The organism is Rhizobium sp. LCM 4573, assembly GCF_001854865.1.
GTDB lineage: Bacteria > Pseudomonadota > Alphaproteobacteria > Rhizobiales > Rhizobiaceae > Neorhizobium.
The window spans coordinates 17,948-36,827 of sequence record NZ_MDDW01000011.1; the positions used below are offsets into that span (position 1 = coordinate 17,948).

General features: G+C 61.0%; 20 protein-coding genes. 11 read left to right on the forward strand and 9 right to left on the reverse strand.

The window, feature by feature from the left end:
- The first annotated feature begins 490 nt into the window (after positions 1-490).
- A complete protein-coding gene (locus LCM4573_RS15825; protein ID WP_071007350.1) occupies positions 491-1,267 on the forward strand; it encodes a phosphodiester glycosidase family protein in 777 nt (258 codons plus the stop codon).
- A gap of 14 nt (positions 1,268-1,281) precedes the next feature.
- Here the strand turns inward: LCM4573_RS15825 and LCM4573_RS15830 are convergent, their stop codons facing one another.
- Genes LCM4573_RS15830 through LCM4573_RS15840 form a run of 3 tightly spaced genes read right to left on the reverse strand, consistent with a single transcriptional unit; the run spans position 1,282 to position 5,683 of the window.
- Positions 1,282-2,358, reverse strand: a complete 1,077-nt coding sequence (locus LCM4573_RS15830) for a siderophore-interacting protein (protein ID WP_071007351.1) — start codon at positions 2,356-2,358, stop codon at positions 1,282-1,284.
- Between the two features lie 5 nt (positions 2,359-2,363).
- Positions 2,364-3,542: an ABC transporter substrate-binding protein gene (locus LCM4573_RS15835; protein ID WP_071007352.1), complete on the reverse strand. Its 1,179-nt coding sequence runs from the start codon at positions 3,540-3,542 to the stop codon at positions 2,364-2,366.
- A complete protein-coding gene (locus LCM4573_RS15840) occupies positions 3,536-5,683 on the reverse strand; it encodes a TonB-dependent siderophore receptor (RefSeq protein ID WP_071007353.1) in 2,148 nt (715 codons plus the stop codon). Before LCM4573_RS15840 ends, LCM4573_RS15835 begins: the two co-directional genes overlap by 7 nt.
- 313 nt (positions 5,684-5,996) lie before the next feature.
- Between LCM4573_RS15840 and LCM4573_RS15845 the strand changes: the two genes are divergently transcribed.
- Entirely contained in the window at positions 5,997-7,037 is a 1,041-nt protein-coding gene (locus tag LCM4573_RS15845) for an AraC family transcriptional regulator (RefSeq protein WP_071007354.1), read from the forward strand.
- 16 nt (positions 7,038-7,053) lie between these two features.
- Here LCM4573_RS15845 and LCM4573_RS15850 read toward each other — a convergent pair whose 3' ends face one another.
- Positions 7,054-7,272 (reverse strand): hypothetical protein, encoded by a 219-nt coding sequence (locus LCM4573_RS15850; RefSeq protein ID WP_071007355.1) that lies wholly within the window; start codon positions 7,270-7,272, stop codon positions 7,054-7,056.
- Positions 7,269-8,063: a DUF899 domain-containing protein gene (locus tag LCM4573_RS15855; RefSeq protein WP_071007356.1), complete on the reverse strand. Its 795-nt coding sequence runs from the start codon at positions 8,061-8,063 to the stop codon at positions 7,269-7,271. Before LCM4573_RS15855 ends, LCM4573_RS15850 begins: the two co-directional genes overlap by 4 nt.
- A gap of 117 nt (positions 8,064-8,180) precedes the next feature.
- On the opposite strand from LCM4573_RS15855, the gene LCM4573_RS15860 reads away from it, so the two are divergent.
- From LCM4573_RS15860 to LCM4573_RS15880, 4 genes are all read left to right on the forward strand, one after another.
- Positions 8,181-9,401, forward strand: a complete 1,221-nt coding sequence (locus LCM4573_RS15860; protein ID WP_071007357.1) for a DNA-binding protein — start codon at positions 8,181-8,183, stop codon at positions 9,399-9,401.
- A 35-nt stretch (positions 9,402-9,436) separates the two neighbouring features.
- Positions 9,437-10,072 carry a glutamine cyclotransferase gene (locus LCM4573_RS15865; protein WP_071007358.1) on the forward strand — a complete coding sequence of 212 codons (636 nt, stop codon included), beginning with the start codon at positions 9,437-9,439 and terminating at the stop codon, positions 10,070-10,072.
- Positions 10,073-10,230: 158 nt separating this feature from the next.
- Positions 10,231-10,704 carry a hypothetical protein gene (locus LCM4573_RS15870; RefSeq protein WP_131818967.1) on the forward strand — a complete coding sequence of 158 codons (474 nt, stop codon included), beginning with the start codon at positions 10,231-10,233 and terminating at the stop codon, positions 10,702-10,704.
- 218 nt (positions 10,705-10,922) lie between these two features.
- A complete protein-coding gene (locus LCM4573_RS15880; RefSeq protein ID WP_131818968.1) occupies positions 10,923-11,534 on the forward strand; it encodes a DUF3617 family protein in 612 nt (203 codons plus the stop codon).
- A gap of 321 nt (positions 11,535-11,855) precedes the next feature.
- Here LCM4573_RS15880 and LCM4573_RS15885 read toward each other — a convergent pair whose 3' ends face one another.
- Both LCM4573_RS15885 and LCM4573_RS15890 read right to left on the reverse strand, forming a co-directional pair.
- Entirely contained in the window at positions 11,856-12,275 is a 420-nt protein-coding gene (locus LCM4573_RS15885; RefSeq protein WP_071007362.1) for a DUF805 domain-containing protein, read from the reverse strand.
- Positions 12,276-12,505: 230 nt separating this feature from the next.
- Positions 12,506-13,408 carry a LysR family transcriptional regulator gene (locus LCM4573_RS15890; protein ID WP_071007416.1) on the reverse strand — a complete coding sequence of 301 codons (903 nt, stop codon included), beginning with the start codon at positions 13,406-13,408 and terminating at the stop codon, positions 12,506-12,508.
- Positions 13,409-13,537: 129 nt separating this feature from the next.
- On the opposite strand from LCM4573_RS15890, the gene LCM4573_RS15895 reads away from it, so the two are divergent.
- Positions 13,538-14,416 carry an arginase family protein gene (locus LCM4573_RS15895; protein WP_071007363.1) on the forward strand — a complete coding sequence of 293 codons (879 nt, stop codon included), beginning with the start codon at positions 13,538-13,540 and terminating at the stop codon, positions 14,414-14,416.
- Positions 14,417-14,475: 59 nt separating this feature from the next.
- Here LCM4573_RS15895 and scpA read toward each other — a convergent pair whose 3' ends face one another.
- Positions 14,476-16,611: a methylmalonyl-CoA mutase gene (gene scpA / locus LCM4573_RS15900; protein WP_071007364.1), complete on the reverse strand. Its 2,136-nt coding sequence runs from the start codon at positions 16,609-16,611 to the stop codon at positions 14,476-14,478.
- 608 nt (positions 16,612-17,219) lie between these two features.
- Here scpA and LCM4573_RS15905 point away from each other — a divergent pair.
- Positions 17,220-17,489 (forward strand): type II toxin-antitoxin system ParD family antitoxin, encoded by a 270-nt coding sequence (locus LCM4573_RS15905; protein ID WP_071007365.1) that lies wholly within the window; start codon positions 17,220-17,222, stop codon positions 17,487-17,489.
- Complete coding sequence (locus tag LCM4573_RS28300; RefSeq protein WP_071007366.1) at positions 17,479-17,832, forward strand: type II toxin-antitoxin system RelE/ParE family toxin; 354 nt, start codon at positions 17,479-17,481, stop codon at positions 17,830-17,832. The genes LCM4573_RS15905 and LCM4573_RS28300 overlap by 11 nt, the downstream gene beginning before the upstream one ends.
- Positions 17,833-17,840: 8 nt before the next feature.
- Here the strand turns inward: LCM4573_RS28300 and LCM4573_RS15915 are convergent, their stop codons facing one another.
- Positions 17,841-18,071, reverse strand: a complete 231-nt coding sequence (locus tag LCM4573_RS15915) for an AbrB/MazE/SpoVT family DNA-binding domain-containing protein (RefSeq protein ID WP_071007367.1) — start codon at positions 18,069-18,071, stop codon at positions 17,841-17,843.
- A gap of 150 nt (positions 18,072-18,221) precedes the next feature.
- Here LCM4573_RS15915 and LCM4573_RS15920 point away from each other — a divergent pair, with 150 nt between their 5' ends.
- Both LCM4573_RS15920 and LCM4573_RS15925 read left to right on the forward strand, forming a co-directional pair.
- Positions 18,222-18,470 carry a type II toxin-antitoxin system VapB family antitoxin gene (locus LCM4573_RS15920; protein WP_071007368.1) on the forward strand — a complete coding sequence of 83 codons (249 nt, stop codon included), beginning with the start codon at positions 18,222-18,224 and terminating at the stop codon, positions 18,468-18,470.
- Positions 18,467-18,880: a type II toxin-antitoxin system VapC family toxin gene (locus LCM4573_RS15925; protein ID WP_071007369.1), complete on the forward strand. Its 414-nt coding sequence runs from the start codon at positions 18,467-18,469 to the stop codon at positions 18,878-18,880. Before LCM4573_RS15920 ends, LCM4573_RS15925 begins: the two co-directional genes overlap by 4 nt.

Sequence of the window (18,880 nt, forward strand, 5' to 3'; positions counted from 1 at the left end):
ACCGGATCACAGCCGTGGCGATGATCATGGCCCTGTTTCATCCTCAACCCTGCCGGCGGCAGAAGGAGAGGCTCGGGAGGCACAAGCGCGGCCAATGATGAAACAAATCCTGCCCGAGGCCAACCGCTCCATGTGCCATTCCTGGCCGTCGGCTGGACTATTGCGCTGCAGCATGAACGATAGGTGACAGTTTCAAGGCATTATGTATCGATTTGGGACGATGCTTCCAAACATCGGCAGGGAATCACCGTCCACTGAAACCGAAATGGGACGCATTTGCCGTTTACTATAATTTTTACGACCTAATTAACCTTTCGGTAGTGAATTGCCTCCGGGGGCAACGGAGATACAGCCATGCCATATGGAGCGATATTCATTGCAGCTCTCGCCGCCTGCATCCTCACCATCGCAGCGGTCAACGACGATGAGCCGATTGAACAAAAGCCTCGGGAACCCGGTGTCGCCCAATATCCCAACCCCTGATGCACCGATGATCCATCTTCCTTCCAGCGCGCTCAGCCTGGCCATGATGCTGGCGGCTTTGATGACGCCCGAGCGGGCGGCCGGTGCCCAGCCCTGCCGGGAAGAAGCCTTCGAAACGRCGAAATACGTCGTCTGCACGCTGGACCCCGCGAAAGCCGATCTGCGACTGTTCTGGAAGAATGGCGACGGCGAGCCGTACCGCCGTTTTTCAAGCCTGTCCGAAGCCGTGGCCGCCGAGGGGCGGACGCTGACATTCGCGATGAATGCCGGGATGTACCTGCCCGATTTCTCACCGATGGGACTTTACATCGAAAACGGCCGTGAGCTGCGGCCCGCCGATACGTCGGAGGTTCGGGGCTCGGCTGGCCAAATTCCCAATTTCTACAAGAAGCCGAACGGCGTGTTCTTTCTGGGTGAGACGGGCGCCGGCATAGTCGCGACGGAGGAGTTCTTGAAGCGCCGACCCAAGGCGCGGTTCGCAACCCAGTCCGGCCCCATGCTCGTCATCCGAAACAAGCTGCACCCGGCCCTCATTGCCGGATCCCAGGACAGAACCCGCCGGAGCGGCGTGGGGATCTGCGGCTCAGGCGGGGTTCGTTTCGCGATCAGCGAGGACAGGGTGAATTTCCATGACTTCGCGCGCCTGTTCCGCGACCACTTGAAATGCCCCGACGCATTGTTCCTCGACGGCGGACGAGGTGCAGGGATCTACAGCCCCGCCATGGACCGCAACGACTATTCCTGGCATGGCGGCTACGGCCCGATCTTCGGGCTCCTCGAATAAAGGCGAGACTGCGGCTAATCCCCTTCGACGCCCCGGCGCCAGTAGGACACGACCAGATGCTCGTGCTTTTGCAAACCGCGCTCGTTGCGGACATGCTTTCGGATGGCGCGGAAATCGTCGAACTCGCAACCGGCCCAGACATAGACCCTCTCTTCCCCGGAAGGGAACTCGGCTCCTTCCACGGCCGGCGGCAACAGGTTCGCCGTACCCGCCGGAATTCCCTTCCGCAACAGCCAGGTCACCTTGAGTCCGGCCGGGTGCCGGAGCGGCTGAACCTCGCCTTCGTCCGCTACTTCGATGAAAGCCGATCCCCTCGCCTCATCCGGCAGGGCCTCCAGCATCCGGCCGATCGCCGGCAATGCGGTCTCGTCGCCCGCAAAGAGATACCAGTCGGCGTCTACCAGACCGCCCCCGCCGGGCCCGGCGATCCCGATCCGGTCGCCGGGCCTTGCGCTTTGCGCCAGGCTGGACCCGGGACCCGCATCCGAATGAATGACGAAATCCAGATCCATCGTACCGGCCGTGACATCGACCGACCGCACCGTATATTTGCGGAAATCCGGACGCTTCGCCGGGTCGGGCCACTGGATGAGCCCATCGGGACCGACCGTCGGCCACTGGGGTTCCGCCGCATCCGAGCGTTGGACGAGAACGTTCAGATGCAGCGCATCCAGCGGCAAAAAGCGTTCCACTCGCTCTCCCTGAAGCGTCAGCCGGCGCATATGAGGCGTGACGTCCTCCACGGCTTTCACGGCCATGATCTCAAAATTGGGCGGACGGGAAATCTCATCGCCTGCCCCTTGCCAGGAAATGCGCGGAGACTGACCTTCGGCGAACTCGATAATGTGGGAGGCGATCGCCAGCCGGGTGAAATAGATGCCTTCCATGTCGGCCGCCTCGACATCGACCCGAATGGCCTCCCCGTCGGGAACGAAGCGTGCGCTGGAGGTCTTGAAGCGCAGCAGATGCGTGTCCCCCTCCTCCTCCAGTTCGGCATTGTGTTCCGTCATGTGCCGACAGACCGCCGCGATTACAATTTTCGGATCGGCGAGCTCGATGTGGGCCTGAGAAAAGAACCTTGCCACGTGCATCTCCGTTACTTTTGCGGCTGAGGTGTCGGCTCGACGCCGACGCAGAACGTCCCTTTCAGCGGGACGGCCAGAAAGCGGCGGTTGATCTCGTCGATTGTTCTTGCGGGATCGACATCCGTCATCGCCTCGGGATGCGCCCACTTGGCGAAGCATTCGAAGACGATGACATTCAGGGCCGAGATCGCGAGCTGATGCGAGACCGCGAAAGCGCGGCCTTCCCGCACCGCCGAGAGATTTTCGAGCAGGTTCCTGCTCGTGACACCCTGAAGCGAACGGCGCGCCGTCTCCTCATCGATGTCGCCGCCGAGAGCCAGTCCGCCCTGCGCCCCGAGATGGGGACTGCCGGTGCCGATATAGATGTCCGGATCGGAACCCACCACGAATTCCGGGCTGAGCTGGCTGTCGTAACCGGAGGCGATATCCGCGCCGATACTGTGTCCGCCCGCAAGCTCCAGATAATGGGAGATGCGATTGTCAGAGCCGGGCGTATAGCAACAGAGCGTGCCCGMATGCACGTCGATCAGAACTTTCGGCCGTTCGGCGATGCCGGCCAGGCGCTCGGCGACCTGCCGGTATTTTCCCCGCACAAAGGCGGAAAATTCGCGCGCCTGATCTTCCCTGCCGATCGCCTGGCCCAGGAGTTCCATGGAGAAGGCTGTCGCCTCCGCCGGGCCGCGCCTGGTGGTCTGCGGACTGTCGAGGAAAATCACCGGTACGCCGGCGCGCTCGAGCTGGCCGGCAATCTGCTCCCATTCCGGCTGCCAGAGACTGACAACGAAGAGATCGGGGCTGACGCCGAGGATTGCTTCAGCCGGAGCATTCGAAGGGACGACGCTGCCGACCTCCGGAATCGCATCGATTGCTGGAAACTTTTCCCGGAACGTCCGGTAGACGCCGCCGTCGATGCGACCAGGTCTTGCCCATCCGGCAATCCTGGTGACGGGATCGGGATCGATAAGGGCCAGATAATAGAGCAGCAGGCTCTCGTTGGTGACGATCCGGCGCGCCGGCGATGCGAGACGTACCTCGCGTCCCACCGCGTCCTTCAGCAGGATTTCGGCGCGCGCCGGCCCGATGCAGGCGAGCACCGCGATCACCGCCATCGTAAGCACGCTCATCGAAGGCGGGAGCGCCAGCAGCCGGCGCGCCCATCGGGAAACTGACAGGGCCGGCTGCGTTACCATGTGTATTTCAAGCTCGCGGTGATGGTCCGGCCGGCGCCGTAGTTGCAGCTTCCGCCGGTCAGGTTGAGGCAATGCGAGACATATTTCTCATCGAAGAGATTGCTGACATTCAGCTGGACCCTGGTGCCCTTGAAGGACGGATCGAGCGCGCCGAGATCGTATGCGGCGCCGATATCGACCAGCGTGCGTGCCGGGATACGCAGATCGTCCAGATAGGTGACGTCGGTCTGGTAGGACGACATGTAGCGGACACCGGCGCTGAGCGACAGGCCCTCGATCGCCGTCGGGCGATAGTTGAGCCAGAGGCTCGCCTGATGCTCGGGCAGGCGCAGAACCTCGTTGCCGACGGCGGCGGCATTGGTCGAGCGCAGAACCTCGGAGTCCGAATAGGCATAGGCGGCCAGAAGGTCGATCTCGGGCGTCAGTTCATACTTGCCTTCGATCTCGATGCCGCGGACGCGCTGCCTGCCGTCCTGGGCATAGGCGACCGGATTCGCCGGCCGCGGCCCGATCGGCGTCAGGGCATTTTCATGGTTCAGGTTGAAGAGCGAGAGCGTGATCATGCCGCGCCCCTCCGGCGGCTCGTACTTGACGCCGACCTCGAACTGTTCCGCCGTCTGCGCCTTGAAGGGATCGCCGGAGACATCCGTGCCCATCAGCGGCAGGAAGGCCGTGGAATAGCTCGCATAGGGAGCAAGCCCGTTGTCGAAGAGGTAGGTGAGGCCGGCACGCCAGGTGACAGCATTGTCCTCGGTTGCGACAGTGCGGCCATTGATCCGGTTTTCAGAACTGATATCCGACATGTCGTAGCGGAGGCCGAACGTGCCGAGCCAGCCGCCATAGCGGATCTGATCCTGCAGATAGAAACCGAGCTGGTCCTGTGTCTGCAATCCGGAGGCTGTTACCGGTGCTCTCGGATAGTCGAAGCCATATTGCGGATCGTTATAGTCGATGCCGGGAACGACGGTGCCCATGCCGGTATTGCCGAAATTGGTGCTGGAGAGGCCATGCACGTAATCGACGCCGAAAAGCGCGGTGTGGTCGGCCTCCCCCGTATCGAACCTGGCTTCGAGCTGCGTATCGACAGCAAAGGTCGACGTCCAGTCGTCGGAGATCGCCGTGACGCGGCTCAGATCGCTCGAGGGCCTGCCGGAAAAGGCGAAGGCCGGGTTGACCAGCACCAGATCCATGTTCTGGTCGGACCGGCCGTAACGAAGGTTCTGCCGCACAGTCCACGTCTCGTCGAAGGAATGTTCGAACGCGTAGCCGAGATGGAAGTAATCGCGGCGGAAGCCTCCCCAGTCCGGATCGCCGAGGAAGACGTCGCGCGGTATCTGCCCGGACGGATTGGGCAGCAGCGTACCGTAAGCGGGATAGAAGCGCGGATTGAAGACCGGATCGTCGTGCTGATAATAGCCGTAGAGCGTCAGCGACGTGTCGTCGCTCGGCGACCAGGTGAGGCTCGGGGCGATCATGAGCTGCCTGTCTCGCTCGTGATCGATCTGCGTCTGCATGTTTCTGGCCTGCCCGAGAAGGCGATAGCTCCAATCGCTCTCTTCGGCGACCGGGCCGGTAAAGTCGAAGGAGCCCTGCACGCCGCCGAAGCCGGAGGTACCGATTGTCACTTCGCGATGGGGCGTCGACTGCGGGCGCTTGCTCACCTGGTTGACCAAGCCGCCCGGAATCGTGCGGCCGTAAAGAACCGAGGCCGGCCCCTTGATAACCTCCACCCGCTCCAGTGAGTAGAGGTTGATGCTGGGCGTCGAATAGTTGATGGGATCGCCGGCGACCGGCAGGCCGTCCAGCCACATGGTTCCGTAGGCATTGAAGCCCCGGACATAGAGCCAGTCGTAGCGAAGGTCGTAGCCGTTCGGATCCGGATGGACGCCGGGAGTGTAGCGCAGCGCTTCGGCCACCGTAGTGACGCCCTGCTCTTCCATCTGGTCCCGCGTCACCACGCTTAACGCCTGGGGCGTCTCGAGAATGGAGGTATCGGTCTTGGAGGCGCTTCTGCTGCGCTTCGCAACGATCCCTTGATCGGGACCGGATGCGCCCTCGCCTTTGACGACGATCGTCTGGAGAACGGTCTCACCGCCTGCGGCCGCATCCGGCTCCTGGGCCTGAGCCGTGAAGGGCGTCATGCTGCAAAACAGCGTGCTTCCGAGAAGTGCCGCCCGCAGACGCTCCCCCGTCCACGATCCACCCGCTGCTCTCGAAGAATGCCGTTGCCCCTTGCCGTGCCCGTTTCCCACGATCTGCCACCCCGATCCATGCCAATGATAACTTGACCTGCTTCTTCAAGTTAAATACCTACTAGGACATGATCGGGGGTGGGAAAACGCCCGAACCTTTGCGGAACAACAAGAAACTTTTGTTGGACATCGAAAMAAACGAAAAATTCACCGGAACGCGGGCGGATGCCGTAGTGATATCGGCCGGTGGAGTATTGGGGCCATGAACGACAAGCTGGCGCACGGCAGGGCGGATATGCGGGCGGAGCGCGATCGCACGCGGCGCTTCCRGGTCTGCGATTTCCTGCGCAAGGACGGCGTCGCCATCGCCAGTCCCGACGACCGGCTCCTGCCGGACGACACGCTGGTGGAAGGGGATTTCCTGCATGTCGAGCTCCGGCCGGGATTGTTCCTGCATTTCAGTGACGTGACGGAAGAGCGACCGTTCACGGCGACATCCGTCCTGCCCGAGGGCTTCTCCTGCATCTTCTTCATGGACGGAATGGTCGATCTGACCCTCGGCGACCGCGGCTTCCACTTCGCCGGACAGAGAAAGAACGCGATGACCGGAACGGCCATCATGAGTGCCCGGTCGGAACGTTTCCAGCGGTCCTCCAGGCGCCGTCAGCATCTGCGCCATGTCGTGGTATCGGCCTCGCCGGAATGGCTGGATTTCGACGGATTGACGAAGTTCGCCAGCCCTGCCCAGGGAAGGCGGCTCTTGAACGATCACCTGAGCGAGCATCAATGGGTGCTGACCCCTCGCACCGTCGAGCTGGTGCGGCAGATCCTTGAGCCGAGCCCGCTTGCGCCTCAGCTCCACAATCTCTTCCTGGAAGGCCGCGCGGTGGAGATCGTGGCGGAGAGCCTGGCCGCCACGCTGCGGACGGAACCAGAACTCGATAGGTCGGCGCTTCTGACCCGCCAGGACCGCGTCAAGCTGCAGCGCGCCGCCGATCTCATTCGGGAAAACCTCGATGCGCCGCTCAGCGTCGACATGATCGCGCGTGGAGCGGGCGTCAGCGCCAGCGGCCTGCAAAGGCTCTTCCGGATATCGGAGGGCTTAAGCGTCTTCGAATATGTGCGGCAGCAGCGGCTGGAGCGGGCCTACGCGCTTTTGAAATCCAACGAGGCGACGGTGCAGGAAGCCAGCGGCATTGCCGGCTATACCAATCCCGCGAACTTCGCGACCGCCTTCCGCCGGCGCTTCGGGCTGACCCCTCGCGAGGTCGCCCGCCCGGCTGTCACGACCGAGCTTGGTTGAACCGCCAGGCTTTCTTTCAGAATGAGCCGCGACGCTCGCGGATCAGCTTCAGCCACGGGGCCGCATGGAAAACACCCATCAACAAATACATCGTGGCCATTCCGCTTAACGGCGACGAGTGCGTATCCGAGCATAGCATTTCCGCCGAGTGATCGCCGACGACACCGGTCAGCAGCGCCATGATGGCAAAAGTCGGCGAGGCTGCCAGCGGCAGCCAATCCGCCCCGCGGATCATGGTTTCATGCTCCCGTTCTGGTTCCGGAACGCCGCCTCTCCCGCGTCCGACACCTCGACCCACTTTTCGTCGGGAGCGGCATCTTCGACGTAGCTGTCGTGCCAGTTCCACCATTTGTAGGTGGGACTCTGGGGATAGCCCTGCGGCGAGTCCTCCCACACCTCCTGCCGGCCAAGCGGCGTGATGTCGAGGTAGTTCCAGGTGCCCCCCATCTGCTCGTCGCCGCGATTGTTGATGAAATAGGTGCGGAACACTCGGTCACCGYCACGGTAGAACACGTTCGTGCCATGCCACTCGTCCACACCGAAGTCCGCATCGAAGCTGTCGGTGATGGTGAACCACGGAATGTTCCAGCCCATACGCGATTTCAGCCGCCTGATGTCCTCCTGCGGCGCCCGCGAGACGAAGACCAGGGTGGTATCACGGGCATTCAGATGGGCCAGATGGGCAACCTGGTCGGYCACCATGGAGCATCCGCGGCAAGCGTGGTCGGGCCAGCCGAACACGCCAGGCTCGAAGAAGGCGCGGTAGACGATCAGCTGGCGCCGGCCGTTGAACAGGTCGAGCAGGCTTACCTTGCCCGCCGGCCCTTCAAAGGCATATGCCTTCTCCACGGCCGTCCACGGCATCCGCCGCCGCTCAGCGGCCAAGGCGTCACGGGCGCGAGTCTGAGCCTTTTCCTTCACGAGGAGCTGCTGGCGGGCCCTCTCCCACTCCTGCGACGATACGACCGGTGGCGTTTGCATGGCGGGCTGTCCGCCTTTCCGTCCGTTCCCGACTGGTGTAGTCATGATGTCGATACCTCCTGATTTCGCGAATTCCTCCTGCGACGCCGAAGCGCCTTCAGTGTGGGATAATTCTGGCATCGGAAACCGAACGGCGGGAGTAACAAGTGTGACGGGATTGCGATGGACTCTCTGATCACGGCCGCGGCTTATTCTCTCGCCGCAGGCGATCCTCTCTCCGCATTGAAGAGGGTGGCTCTGCGCGACGATGCACCCGCGCTGGCGCTGCGCGGCATCGCGATGGCGCAACTCGGCGATCTTGTTCGAGCGAAGGATCTTCTCAAGCGAGCTGCCCGGGCGTTCGGCCCGAAGGATGCGGTCTCCCGTGCACGGTGCGCGGTCGCCGAAGCCGAAATCGCTCTTGTGTCACGAGACCTTACATGGCCCGTCAAGGCGCTCGACGCGGCGCGAACTGTGCTCGAACGGCGCGGCGATCGCGCCAATGCTGCCCATGCGGGGTGTCTTATGGCGCGTCGGCTGCTGCTGATCGGCCGCCTGGACGAGGCCATGCAATTGCTCGCCGGCATCGACCCCGCAGCGCTCACCCCGGCCCTGAGAGCGACCTACGAGCTCGCCGCGGCAGGCATCGCAATTCGGCGCCTGCGAACGAAGGCCGCACGCATCGCACTCGCCAGGGCCGAGCACGAAGCGCGGATTTCCGGCATTCCCGGCTTGATGGCGGAGGTGGAGAGCCTCTCCCTGCTGATGACTGAACCGGCCGCACGCGTGATAGCAGGCGGAGAGGAACGCCATCTTCTGTTGGAAGAGGTGGAAGCACTGCTGGCTTCCCGTGCCTTCATCGTCGATGCCTGCCGTAACCTTGTAAGAAGCGATGGAACGGTCGTCTCGCTTGCAACCCGCCCGGTTTTGTTTTCCCTTGGTCGAGCGCTTGCCGAAGGTTGGCCTGGGGACGTCAGCAGGGATTTGCTCGTCAGGCGAGCCTTCCGGGCGAAACAGGCAGATGAATCGCACCGCGCTCGGCTTCGGGTGGAAATCGGGCGGCTGCGCGCGGAACTCGGGCCGCTTGCGGAGGTGACCGCCACGGATCAGGGCTTTGCCCTCTCCCCGAACCTCGCGGGTGAGGTCGTCGTGCTGGTGCCGAACGCCGAAGAACAGCATGCCGGAGTTCTCGCCCTTCTCGCCGACGGCGAAGCCTGGTCGAGCTCGGCTCTGGCGATTGCACTTGGCATCAGTGCCCGCAGCGTGCAGCGCGCACTCGAGCAGCTTTGGAAGGTCGGCAAGGTGCAGTCGTTCGGGCGGGGACGCGCCCGCCGCTGGATGAGACCTCCGGTGCCCGGTTTCCCGACAACACTGTTACTCCCCGCTCCGCTGGTGAACGGCTAGGGTCGCGGTAGTCTCATGATCCACGGAGTATCAAGATGAAGACCTCCAGTGCAGAAATCCTCCACGAATATGGCCCCTTCCCCGGGGTCGATGAGGTGCATGGCGTCAGCTTCGATGGCCGCCTCGTCTGGTTCGCGTCCGGCGACAGGCTGAACGCGCTCGACCCGGCCAGCGGAAGTGTCGTACGCTCCATCGATGTCGCCGCGCATGCGGGAACGGCGTTCGACGGCCGGCACCTGTTTCAGATCGCCGAGGACCGTATCCAGAAGATCGATCCCCAGACTGGTACTGTCCTTTCCAGCATCCCGGCACCGGGAGGCGGTGGTGATTCCGGCCTTGCCTGGGCGGAAGGGACGCTCTGGGTCGGCGAATACCGTAGCAGCAAGATCCACCAGGTCGATCCCGATAYGGGTACCGTCCTGCGCACCATCCAGTCCAATCGCTTCGTCACCGGGGTGAGCTGGGTGGACGGCGAGCTTTGGCACGCCACATGGGATGGTGGCGGGAGCGATGTCCGGCGGATCGATCCGCAGTCGGGAAGGGTCTTGGAGAAGCTCGACATGCCGCAGGATGTCGGCGTGTCGGGGCTTGAGTCCGATGGCGCCGACCGGTTTTTCTGCGGCGGGGGAAGCAGCGGGACGGTGAGAGCCATCCGGCGGCCGCGCCGTTAGCCTGATGAATAGGATGAAGCAGATGCGCAGCTAAAACTGAGCGGAGAGGTCGTCAGCACGGCTTTGCCGGGCACCGGTTCTCGATTTTTGAAGTGCATCCAAGAATGCTACCACAGCGGCAGAAAGAGACGAACAACGCGGAAAGGAGCAGCGGCGATATGGATAGATTGTTCGTACCAGTGCTTTGCCTGTTCTCCTTGGCGATGATGCTCGCCTATATGCAGCTGGAACGTGATCACGAACGGATCGACCGGGATACGGTTCTGCTCACCAATCACTGGACGAGCGAGGTACGGCGTTGCCACCGCTCGCAGAATTCCGAACTGACCTGTCGACCAACAACTTTGGAGCCGAGGCCGTGGTATCTGGCGCTCAGCCCTTTTGACAGCCCTTCGGAGCGCGCCGCAAAAAAAGACGACCGTCGCAACCCGATCATCGATATCATTGTCTACGGTAGCATCGGGCTTGCCATGCTTATCATTTTCGCCGGACCGCTATGGGATTGGCGCACAGACCGAAACAGCACCTCCAAAAACGCTGATGGCGGATCTATGTCACATGGAAACGCAGGTTCCGACGACGGTGGCGGCGGCGGAGATAGCGGCGGTGAGGGAGGTGGGGGCGGTGAATGACCTGGAAAGTTGTAGCAATAGCGTTCATATCGCGGACTTTGCGAGCTATGTTCCTTCTTGGATTTTTGACGAGGCCTTTCATGCAACATGTTGCCATTCGCGTATTTTGGGCGTTTCCGTCGGTGCTACTCTCACATCCGATCCAGCCGCCGCTTATGAACTTCCTAATGACGTTCTAGAGGCGGTGTGACTTGCGTACTTGTCGGCAGTATCCGTTTTTGTTGGTCATCCTCCTGGGATTGAGCACTTCCGCATCGAGCTTCGAGCTTCCGCGCGATCTGCCGGCACGCGAAGAAGGCCTTTGGGTCATCGATCAGATCGGAACGATAAGCGACGGCAAGACCACGTTCGATATCCAGAAGATCTGGAACATCTGCCTCGATGCCAAGGCCGATCATGCGCTCCATGAACTGGAACTGCGCGAGCAACAGGCAAGTGTTGCCAGTCACAATGAAACCTGCGAGGAACCGCAGTCCAAGCTTTCGGATAATAGCCTTTCCTGGACGATGCATTGCTCCGGCCCCTCGCCGATCGAGGATAAGATAGGAAAGACCTATATCCAGCATTCCACCACGTTCCTGGCCAGCGACGAGGCCCGCTCCGAATCCGTCATTGTCAACCGTGATAATCTCATCCAAAGCCGAGGCAGCTTCGTTACACGGATGAAGCGTCTGGGTGCCTGCCAGGACTCGTTGCAGCCGGGCGACATGATGCTGATGCACTGGCGAGTGAACGGCGAGGAAACCCTGAAGGGTCGCCAGAGCCGGAACATCTACAGCGAGATCGCCAACCATATCGAGTTCACCAAATCTCGACTGGCACAACAATAAAAGAACAGGGTGTCAGGCGCGCGGGCTTTTCCGGCTCCGTCGTCCGAACCTGCCTGTCTGGTTCCCATCAGGAGACGTTCAGCTCTCCCCCACCACTGCCGACACCTCGCATTGCCCCGCTCCAGATGCTGCCCCTGTGTAACCGGTAAGCGTCATGGAATATGAATCGATCCAGGCAAACGCTCGAGAGGAGGCTTCGTATGCCACTTCCGGAACGTGACGGATTGTTTGGATATGACCATGACGAAATGTCGGGTAAAAGCTACAGTTTGTGAAGTCGAAGGGCCTGTTTGGATGGTTGGTAATCAGAGAAAGGCCAGGTTAATCACGTGCCGGTTCGTTGAACCAGAACAGGGCAACAATTGTGCCGACAGGCATGAACCAGGACACGAGTTGAAACCAGCCGCTTCTGTTCGTATCGTGCAGTCGCCGTGTTGTGACTGAGAAAAACRGAACCATTGTAACGACCAGCAAAATCGTAACAACAAGGTCCGGGAGATTGAGCCGCGCCAGCACGAATAGCAGCAACACATAGAAAAGCATTGCATACCAGAATTCCGTACGGCTCGCCCTGCCCTTGAAATCAAAGTATCCGGTAAAGAATCTGCGCACCGCAGTCGGAAAACTGACAGGCGAAGCCGCCATACCGAAGCGGTTAGGGCCTTGTGGTTTGTTCTTATAGGAAACTACAAAAACAAAAAGCAGCGAAATCAATATGCCGAACGCGAAAATCCAAAGCATTAATCTAAAATCTCCTTTTTTCTAACAGACGGTTGGGAAGTCCATAGTAAGTCGGGGATACCGTCAAGGGACTGCCTTCACTGGCCCTCTTCGGCTACTATTTTCTCAGCTGCAAAAGTTAAACAAGCTTTTCTATCGATTAGCGGTCAGCCCGCTCTGTTTCCAGGCGGTGATCGTTTACCGCTGATTGGCCAGCTGAGAGAATTTCCGGACACCATGCAGGTAGAAGTTCAGCCCTGAGAGAGCTTTCCGAAACACTCGATGAGCCACTGGATGAAGACCTTCAGCCTGRCACTCTGATGTCTGCCGGGAGCATAGACGACATGGAACGGCAGCGGCGGATGGCTCCATTCGCCCAAGACCTCGACGAGTTCTCCCGACTGCAGATAAGGCCGGAGGAACGGTCTGAGGTTCTGGCCGACTCCCATTCCGGCCAAAATCATGGCGATCTGGCCATTGTCCTCATTGGCGGAGAATTGCAGGTCGCCGACGAGGTGCCGGTGACCGGATTTCTCGAATGCCAGCGGTTTCAGCCGGCCATCGGCGTGGGAGAAGAAGCCGACCGTGACATGATTGCCGGCAAGGTCTTCCGGAGATGCCGGCGTGCCCATCCGCTCCAGATAGGCCGGAGAGGCGCAGGTCACGAATTCCGCGTCGAACAGATGCCTTGCAATGAGGGTTTCGTCGCCGATCTCCCCTGCCCTGATGGCGCAATCGACCCCTTCCCCGATGATGTTTGCGGGCCGATTGCCGATGCCCAGTGCGATGGAGATATGCGGATACTGCCGATGGAAATCCGGCAGATGCGGGATGAGCACATTCTGCGCGAAAGTAGGGTGGGATTCGATGCGAAGATGGCCCCTTGGTGTCAGCTTTCTGCCCCGCACGGCGCTGTCGGCTTCATCGACCTCCGCCACCAGGCGCGCGGCATACCGGTAGTATTCCTCGCCTTCGGCGGTCACCACGATATTGCGGGTGGTCCTGTTCATCAGCCTTGCGCCCAGATGCCTTTCGAGATCGGTGACAAGCTTGCTGACCGTTGAACGCGGCACCTGAAGCTGGTTGGCGGCGCCCCGGAAGGACCCCGCTTCGACGACTCGCACGAATGCCCGCATCGCCAGGAGCTGATTCACGATATTCCTCTTCTGATCATTGTCCATAATTTTGGACAGAGATACTATAAATCTACTATTTTGTTCCTGTTTTCAATCACCAGCTATGTCCTGTCCCAATCCGAATTCCCGACAGGAAAGAGTGAGATCATGACAATCGACCCGAAAAACATTCTGCGGCTGAACCTGCCGCAATGGCAGGGTGGGGATCACCCCGATTACAGGATAGGCGCGCGCGTTCTTGCCGCGATTGCGCCTGAGCCGCAGGGGCCGGAGGAAACAATTGCTGTGCCCGAGGCGCCGGACGCCTCGCGGCCGGTCGAGCAGGGCATCGTTTCACGCGAGCCGCTTCTGGACCAGCTTGCCGCGGCGAGATCGGCGATTGCGCGGCACAATCCCGACGCCATCGTCACGCTTGGCGGCGACTGCCTCGTCAATCTCGCGCCCACCGCATATCTCAGTGAGCGATATGGCGAAGATCTCGCGGTTCTTTGGGTGGACGCACACCCCGACGTGATGACCGCCCAGCAGTTCCGGCACGCCCATGCACATGTGCTCGCCATGCTGATGGGGATCGGCGATCCGGACTTCGTGGCCGCCGTGCCCAAGCCCGTGAAGGGAGACCAGGTTCTTTATGTCGGCCTGACCGAAACCACCCCCTACGAAACCGATTTCATTCCGAAGCATGGAATGACGCGCCTCAGCCCAGAAGATCTGGCCGGCTCCGCTGAGCCCGTACTGCAATGGCTACGCGCTTCGGGCGCGAAGAAGGTCGCGGTGCATTTCGACCTGGATGTGCTCGATCCCTCGCTCTACGATTTCCTTCTCTCGCAGGATCCCGATGCCCGGCCGAATACATATGACGGCGTCGCGAAAGGCCGGATGCGCTTCGAGGAGGTGGCCAATATTCTGAAGGCCGTGGACGCGGAAGCCGAGATCGTGGGGCTGGCGATCGCCGAATATATGCCCTGGAGTGCGATCAAGCTTTCGAAACAGTTGCGGACGCTCCCGCTCCTCGGCAATCGGTGAACGGGCCTGGAATGCCGGCGATCTTTCGACGTCCGCCGGTATTCCAATCCATCCGCGCCTCAGATATTGCGCCGCTTGCCCTCGATGAGGTCGAGCACCTTGTTGGCGGCATCCAGCACATTGGTGCCGGGGCCAAAGACGGCGGCGACGCCGTGTTCCATCAGGTAATCGTAATCCTGCCGCGGAATGACGCCGCCCACCACGACGATGATGTTTTCCCCGCCTTTTGCCTTCAGCGCCTCGACGAGCTGGGGGCCGAGCGTCCGGTGGCCGGCGGCAAGCGACGACATGCCGATCACCTGAACCTTCTCGCGGATCGCCAGGTCGGCCGCCTCTTCCGGCGTCTGGAAGAGCGGGCCGGCAAGTACATCGAAACCGATATCCCCGAATGCCGAGGCGATGACCTTGGCGCCGCGATCGTGCCCATCCTGGCCGAGCTTGGCGACCATGATCTTCGGCTTGCCGGAAGCCTTTGCATAATCGGAGAGCCGGGTAACGACCGATTTGTATTCAGGGTCATCCTCGTAGGCCGGGCCGTAGATATCACTCACCACTTCCGGCAGGGCCGAATGGTCGCCAAAGGCTTTGCGCATCGCATCCGAAATTTCACCCACGGTGGCGCGGGCGCGCGCCGCCTCGACCGCTGCTTCCAGAAGATTACCCTTGGCCGAACGGGCGACCTCGGCCAGGGCAGCAAGCGTTTGCTCGACCCGCCTCGGATCGCGCTGCCGGCGCACCTCCTCCAGCCGCCTGATCTGGGCATTGCGCACGGCGGTGTTGTCGATGGCAAGGATATCGAGCTCGTCCTCGTTCTCCAGCCGGTACTTGTTGACGCCGACGATGATCTCCTCGCCACGATCGACCCGCGCCTGACGAAGCGTTGCCGCCTCCTCGATCATCCGCTTCGRCAGGCCTTCCGCGACCGCTTTCGTCATGCCGCCCAAGGCCTCGACCTCCCCGATCAGCGCCCAGGCCTTCTCGGCCAGTTCGTTCGTCAGGCTTTCGACATAGTAGGAACCGGCGAGCGGATCRACCACCCTGGTCACGCCCGTTTCGTGGCTCAGGATGAGCTGCGTATTGCGGGCGATACGGGCGGAAAAATCCGTCGGCAGGGCCATGGCCTCGTCCAGCGCATTGGTGTGCAGGGACTGTGTGYCGCCGAGAACGGCGGACAGTGCCTCATAGGCCGTGCGGATAACGTTGTTGTAAGGGTCCTGCTCCTGCAGCGAGACGCCTGATGTCTGGCAGTGGGTGCGCAGCATAAGCGAGGAAGCCTTCTTCGGCTCGAACTCCTCCATGATGCGCGACCAGAGGAGACGCGCGGCGCGGAGCTTTGCCGCCTCCATGAAGAAATTCATGCCGATCGCGAAGAAGAAGGAAAGCCTGCCGGCGAAATCATCGACGTTCAGGCCCTTGGCGAGTGCGGCACGCACATATTCGCGCCCGTCGGCCAGCGTGAAGGCGAGTTCCTGCACCAGCGTCGCGCCGGCCTCCTGCATGTGGTAACCGGAGATCGAGATCGAGTTGAAGCGCGGCATTTCCTTCGCGGTGTATTCGATGATGTCGGCGACGATCCGCATCGAGGGTTCCGGCGGATAGATATAGGTGTTGCGGACCATGAACTCCTTCAAAATGTCGTTCTGGATGGTCCCGGAAAGCTCGGCGCGCGAGCAGCCCTGCTCCTCGCCGGCGACGATGAAGGAGGCAAGGATCGGGATCACCGCGCCGTTCATCGTCATCGAGACGGACATGTCCTTGAGCGGAATGCCGTCGAAGAGGATCTTCATGTCCTCGACCGAATCGATCGCCACGCCCGCCTTGCCGACATCGCCCTCGACACGGGGATGATCGCTGTCATAGCCGCGATGGGTGGCGAGATCGAAGGCGACGGAGAGGCCCTTCTGGCCGGCGGCAAGGTTGCGGCGGTAGAAGGCGTTGGAGGCTTCGGCTGTCGAAAAGCCGGCATACTGGCGGATCGTCCACGGCCGGCCGGCATACATGGTGGCGCGCGGACCGCGCACGAAGGGCTCGAAGCCGGGAAGCGAATCGAGGTGACCGATCCCTTGCAGGTCCTCGGCCGTATAGAGCGGCTTGATCTCGATGCCTTCCGCTGTATGCCAGGTGAGCGTTTCCGGCGAAGCCTTCAGCTCCTTTTCGGCAAGCCGCTCCCAATCTTTTATGCTCTTGTCGGTCACCCGTTTCCTCCTCGATGCGCCTTTAGACACGCGCGCCGCCGACGCCGTGTTTATTTATAGTGTTCGGACAGGGCGCTGAAAGCTGCCTCTTGTATCATAAAAAAGTAGCACCTCTCAGCGCCCCGTTCGGCGGTTTATGCCCGCGACTTCGCTCTCTCTGCCGTGGCCGCGCAAGGGACATTAAGGCGAAGAACTTGCCGTTTTTAGGCCGAACCTTCTCGCCACCCATTCACTGACGCCACCATGTGTGCCGCACAGGCACGCCCGGCGCGCTCTTTCGGGCATCAGAGGCGGCTGGCCGGTCCGTAAACCAAATCCGCTTCCCCCGTGTCGCCGGAGGGAGACCATTTTCCGCGGACCCGGATCATGAGGTTTTGCGTCTTGCCCTCATGACCCGCGCCGGTTCCGCCTCGCCGGGACGCCTCCCGGTGTATCCGTGACGGAACGGACAAAGCATGGCAGAGGAAATGGACGCGGGGACGATGGGAGATGAAATTTTTCGCAAGTCCCTGATTTGCCTTGACCCGGACCTGATTTGTTTCCCCGTCTTCCAGATTAACCGAAGTGCTACCCAGTAGTATTCATGCCTCCATGAAGGAGTGGCTCTCATGTCGGTTAAAGCCTCCGTCTCCATTTCAGATCAGCAGGAATCCTTCGCACGAAAGCTCGTCGAAGAGGGCCGTTATGCGAGCCTGAGCGCCGTCGTGCAGCGCGGGCTGGAACTCGTTCGCGAAGAGACGGAGTTGAAAGACGCGGAACTGGCAGCGCTGCGAAATCTACTTGCACGCCGCGCCGAAGGCGAGTTCGTGACGATGGAAGAGAGCCACCGGCGTATCGAAGCGACGATCGCGGCCAAAAAGGCAACCTATGGCCTATGAGATCGTGCGCTCGACGGCGATCGATCTCGATCTCAGCCTCATCCTCGGCCATCTCGTCGTTTCCTACGTAACTCTCGGCGATCCTCCCGCGCATGCTTTCGAGCGTGCTGCTGAGCGAATCCGTGCGATTGAGGCAGATATGGAAACCTTAGCGCGCACGCCGCACGAGGGAGCGCTCTGGCCGCAGATCGCACCTGGATTGCGGCACGTCACGAAAAACAGGACCATATTTTATTTCGATGTCGACGACCCAAATCGTATCGTGCGCGTGCTCGCCATTTTCTTCGGCGGCCAGGACCATCAGCGTCATATGTTGAAGCGGTTGATCATGCCTGAAACCTGAGGGGCCGTTCACCCGCCACGCGTCATCGCAATGATGGCATCGGTATCCAGGCCCTTCCCGGCATGACCACGGAGCCTTTGAAAGCGGCTGGCCGGCTTCTTCTTGTCTGCCCTTATCAGGACAACGCTCCCATCAGGCGCCCAATGGAAATCCACTTTGCTGCCGGGAGCAAGCCCGAGCAGATCCCGAGCCGCCTTCGGGATTGTGATCTGTCCCTTTGCCGTAACCGTCGTCGCCATTGTTCCGACCCTATAACCGGATGAAGTATTACCCGGTGGAGAGCGAGGAGCAAGAACTCGCGGCATCATCCAATAAGCTTGAATACCAAGCCATCATGTGCCATCTTGATGGCGTAACCCCTGCATTATCTTCTCCAGAAGGAGGCAGATATGGCCGAGCCACAGCTTTCCGTCCGCAGCTCGAAGGCACGCGACCTTGCACATCGGCTTGCCCGCCGTGAAAACCGGTCGATCGCCGATGTTGTTGAACGTGCGCTCGAAGCATATGAGATTCGTGAAGCGGGCCGTGAGCCTGCTTCTACCTTCTATCGTCGGCTGGCCGCGCAAGCCGGCACCGACATCGATCTCGAAGCAGCCATTCGCGAAAATCGTCACCCTCATAAGGGCGTCGATCTTTGATTTTCCTCGATACCAACGTTGTTTCCGAGACTTTGAAAAAAGAGCCGAGCGACGCAGTGATCGCTTGGTTGGTTCGATACGATGCCGAACTGGCACTGCCTACCGTAACGATCGCGGAGATCGCGTTCGGCATCCAAAAGATCAGACCCGACCAACGCGCGGAACGGCTGGATCAAGGGTTGTCAGACTGGCGGCGTCGATTTGCCGATCGAATTTTCGGCCTGACTGAGGAGGCCGCGCTGGCCTATGGGGATATCATGGGCGCTGCTGTTCGTCAGGGACGCGGGATGTCTGCGCCTGACGGCATGATTGCTGCGATTGCACGGGTCAACGGTGGCCGCTTGGCTACCCGCAACCTGAGAGATTTCGAGACAACAGGGCTCAATCTTATATGTCCCTGGGACTTCTGA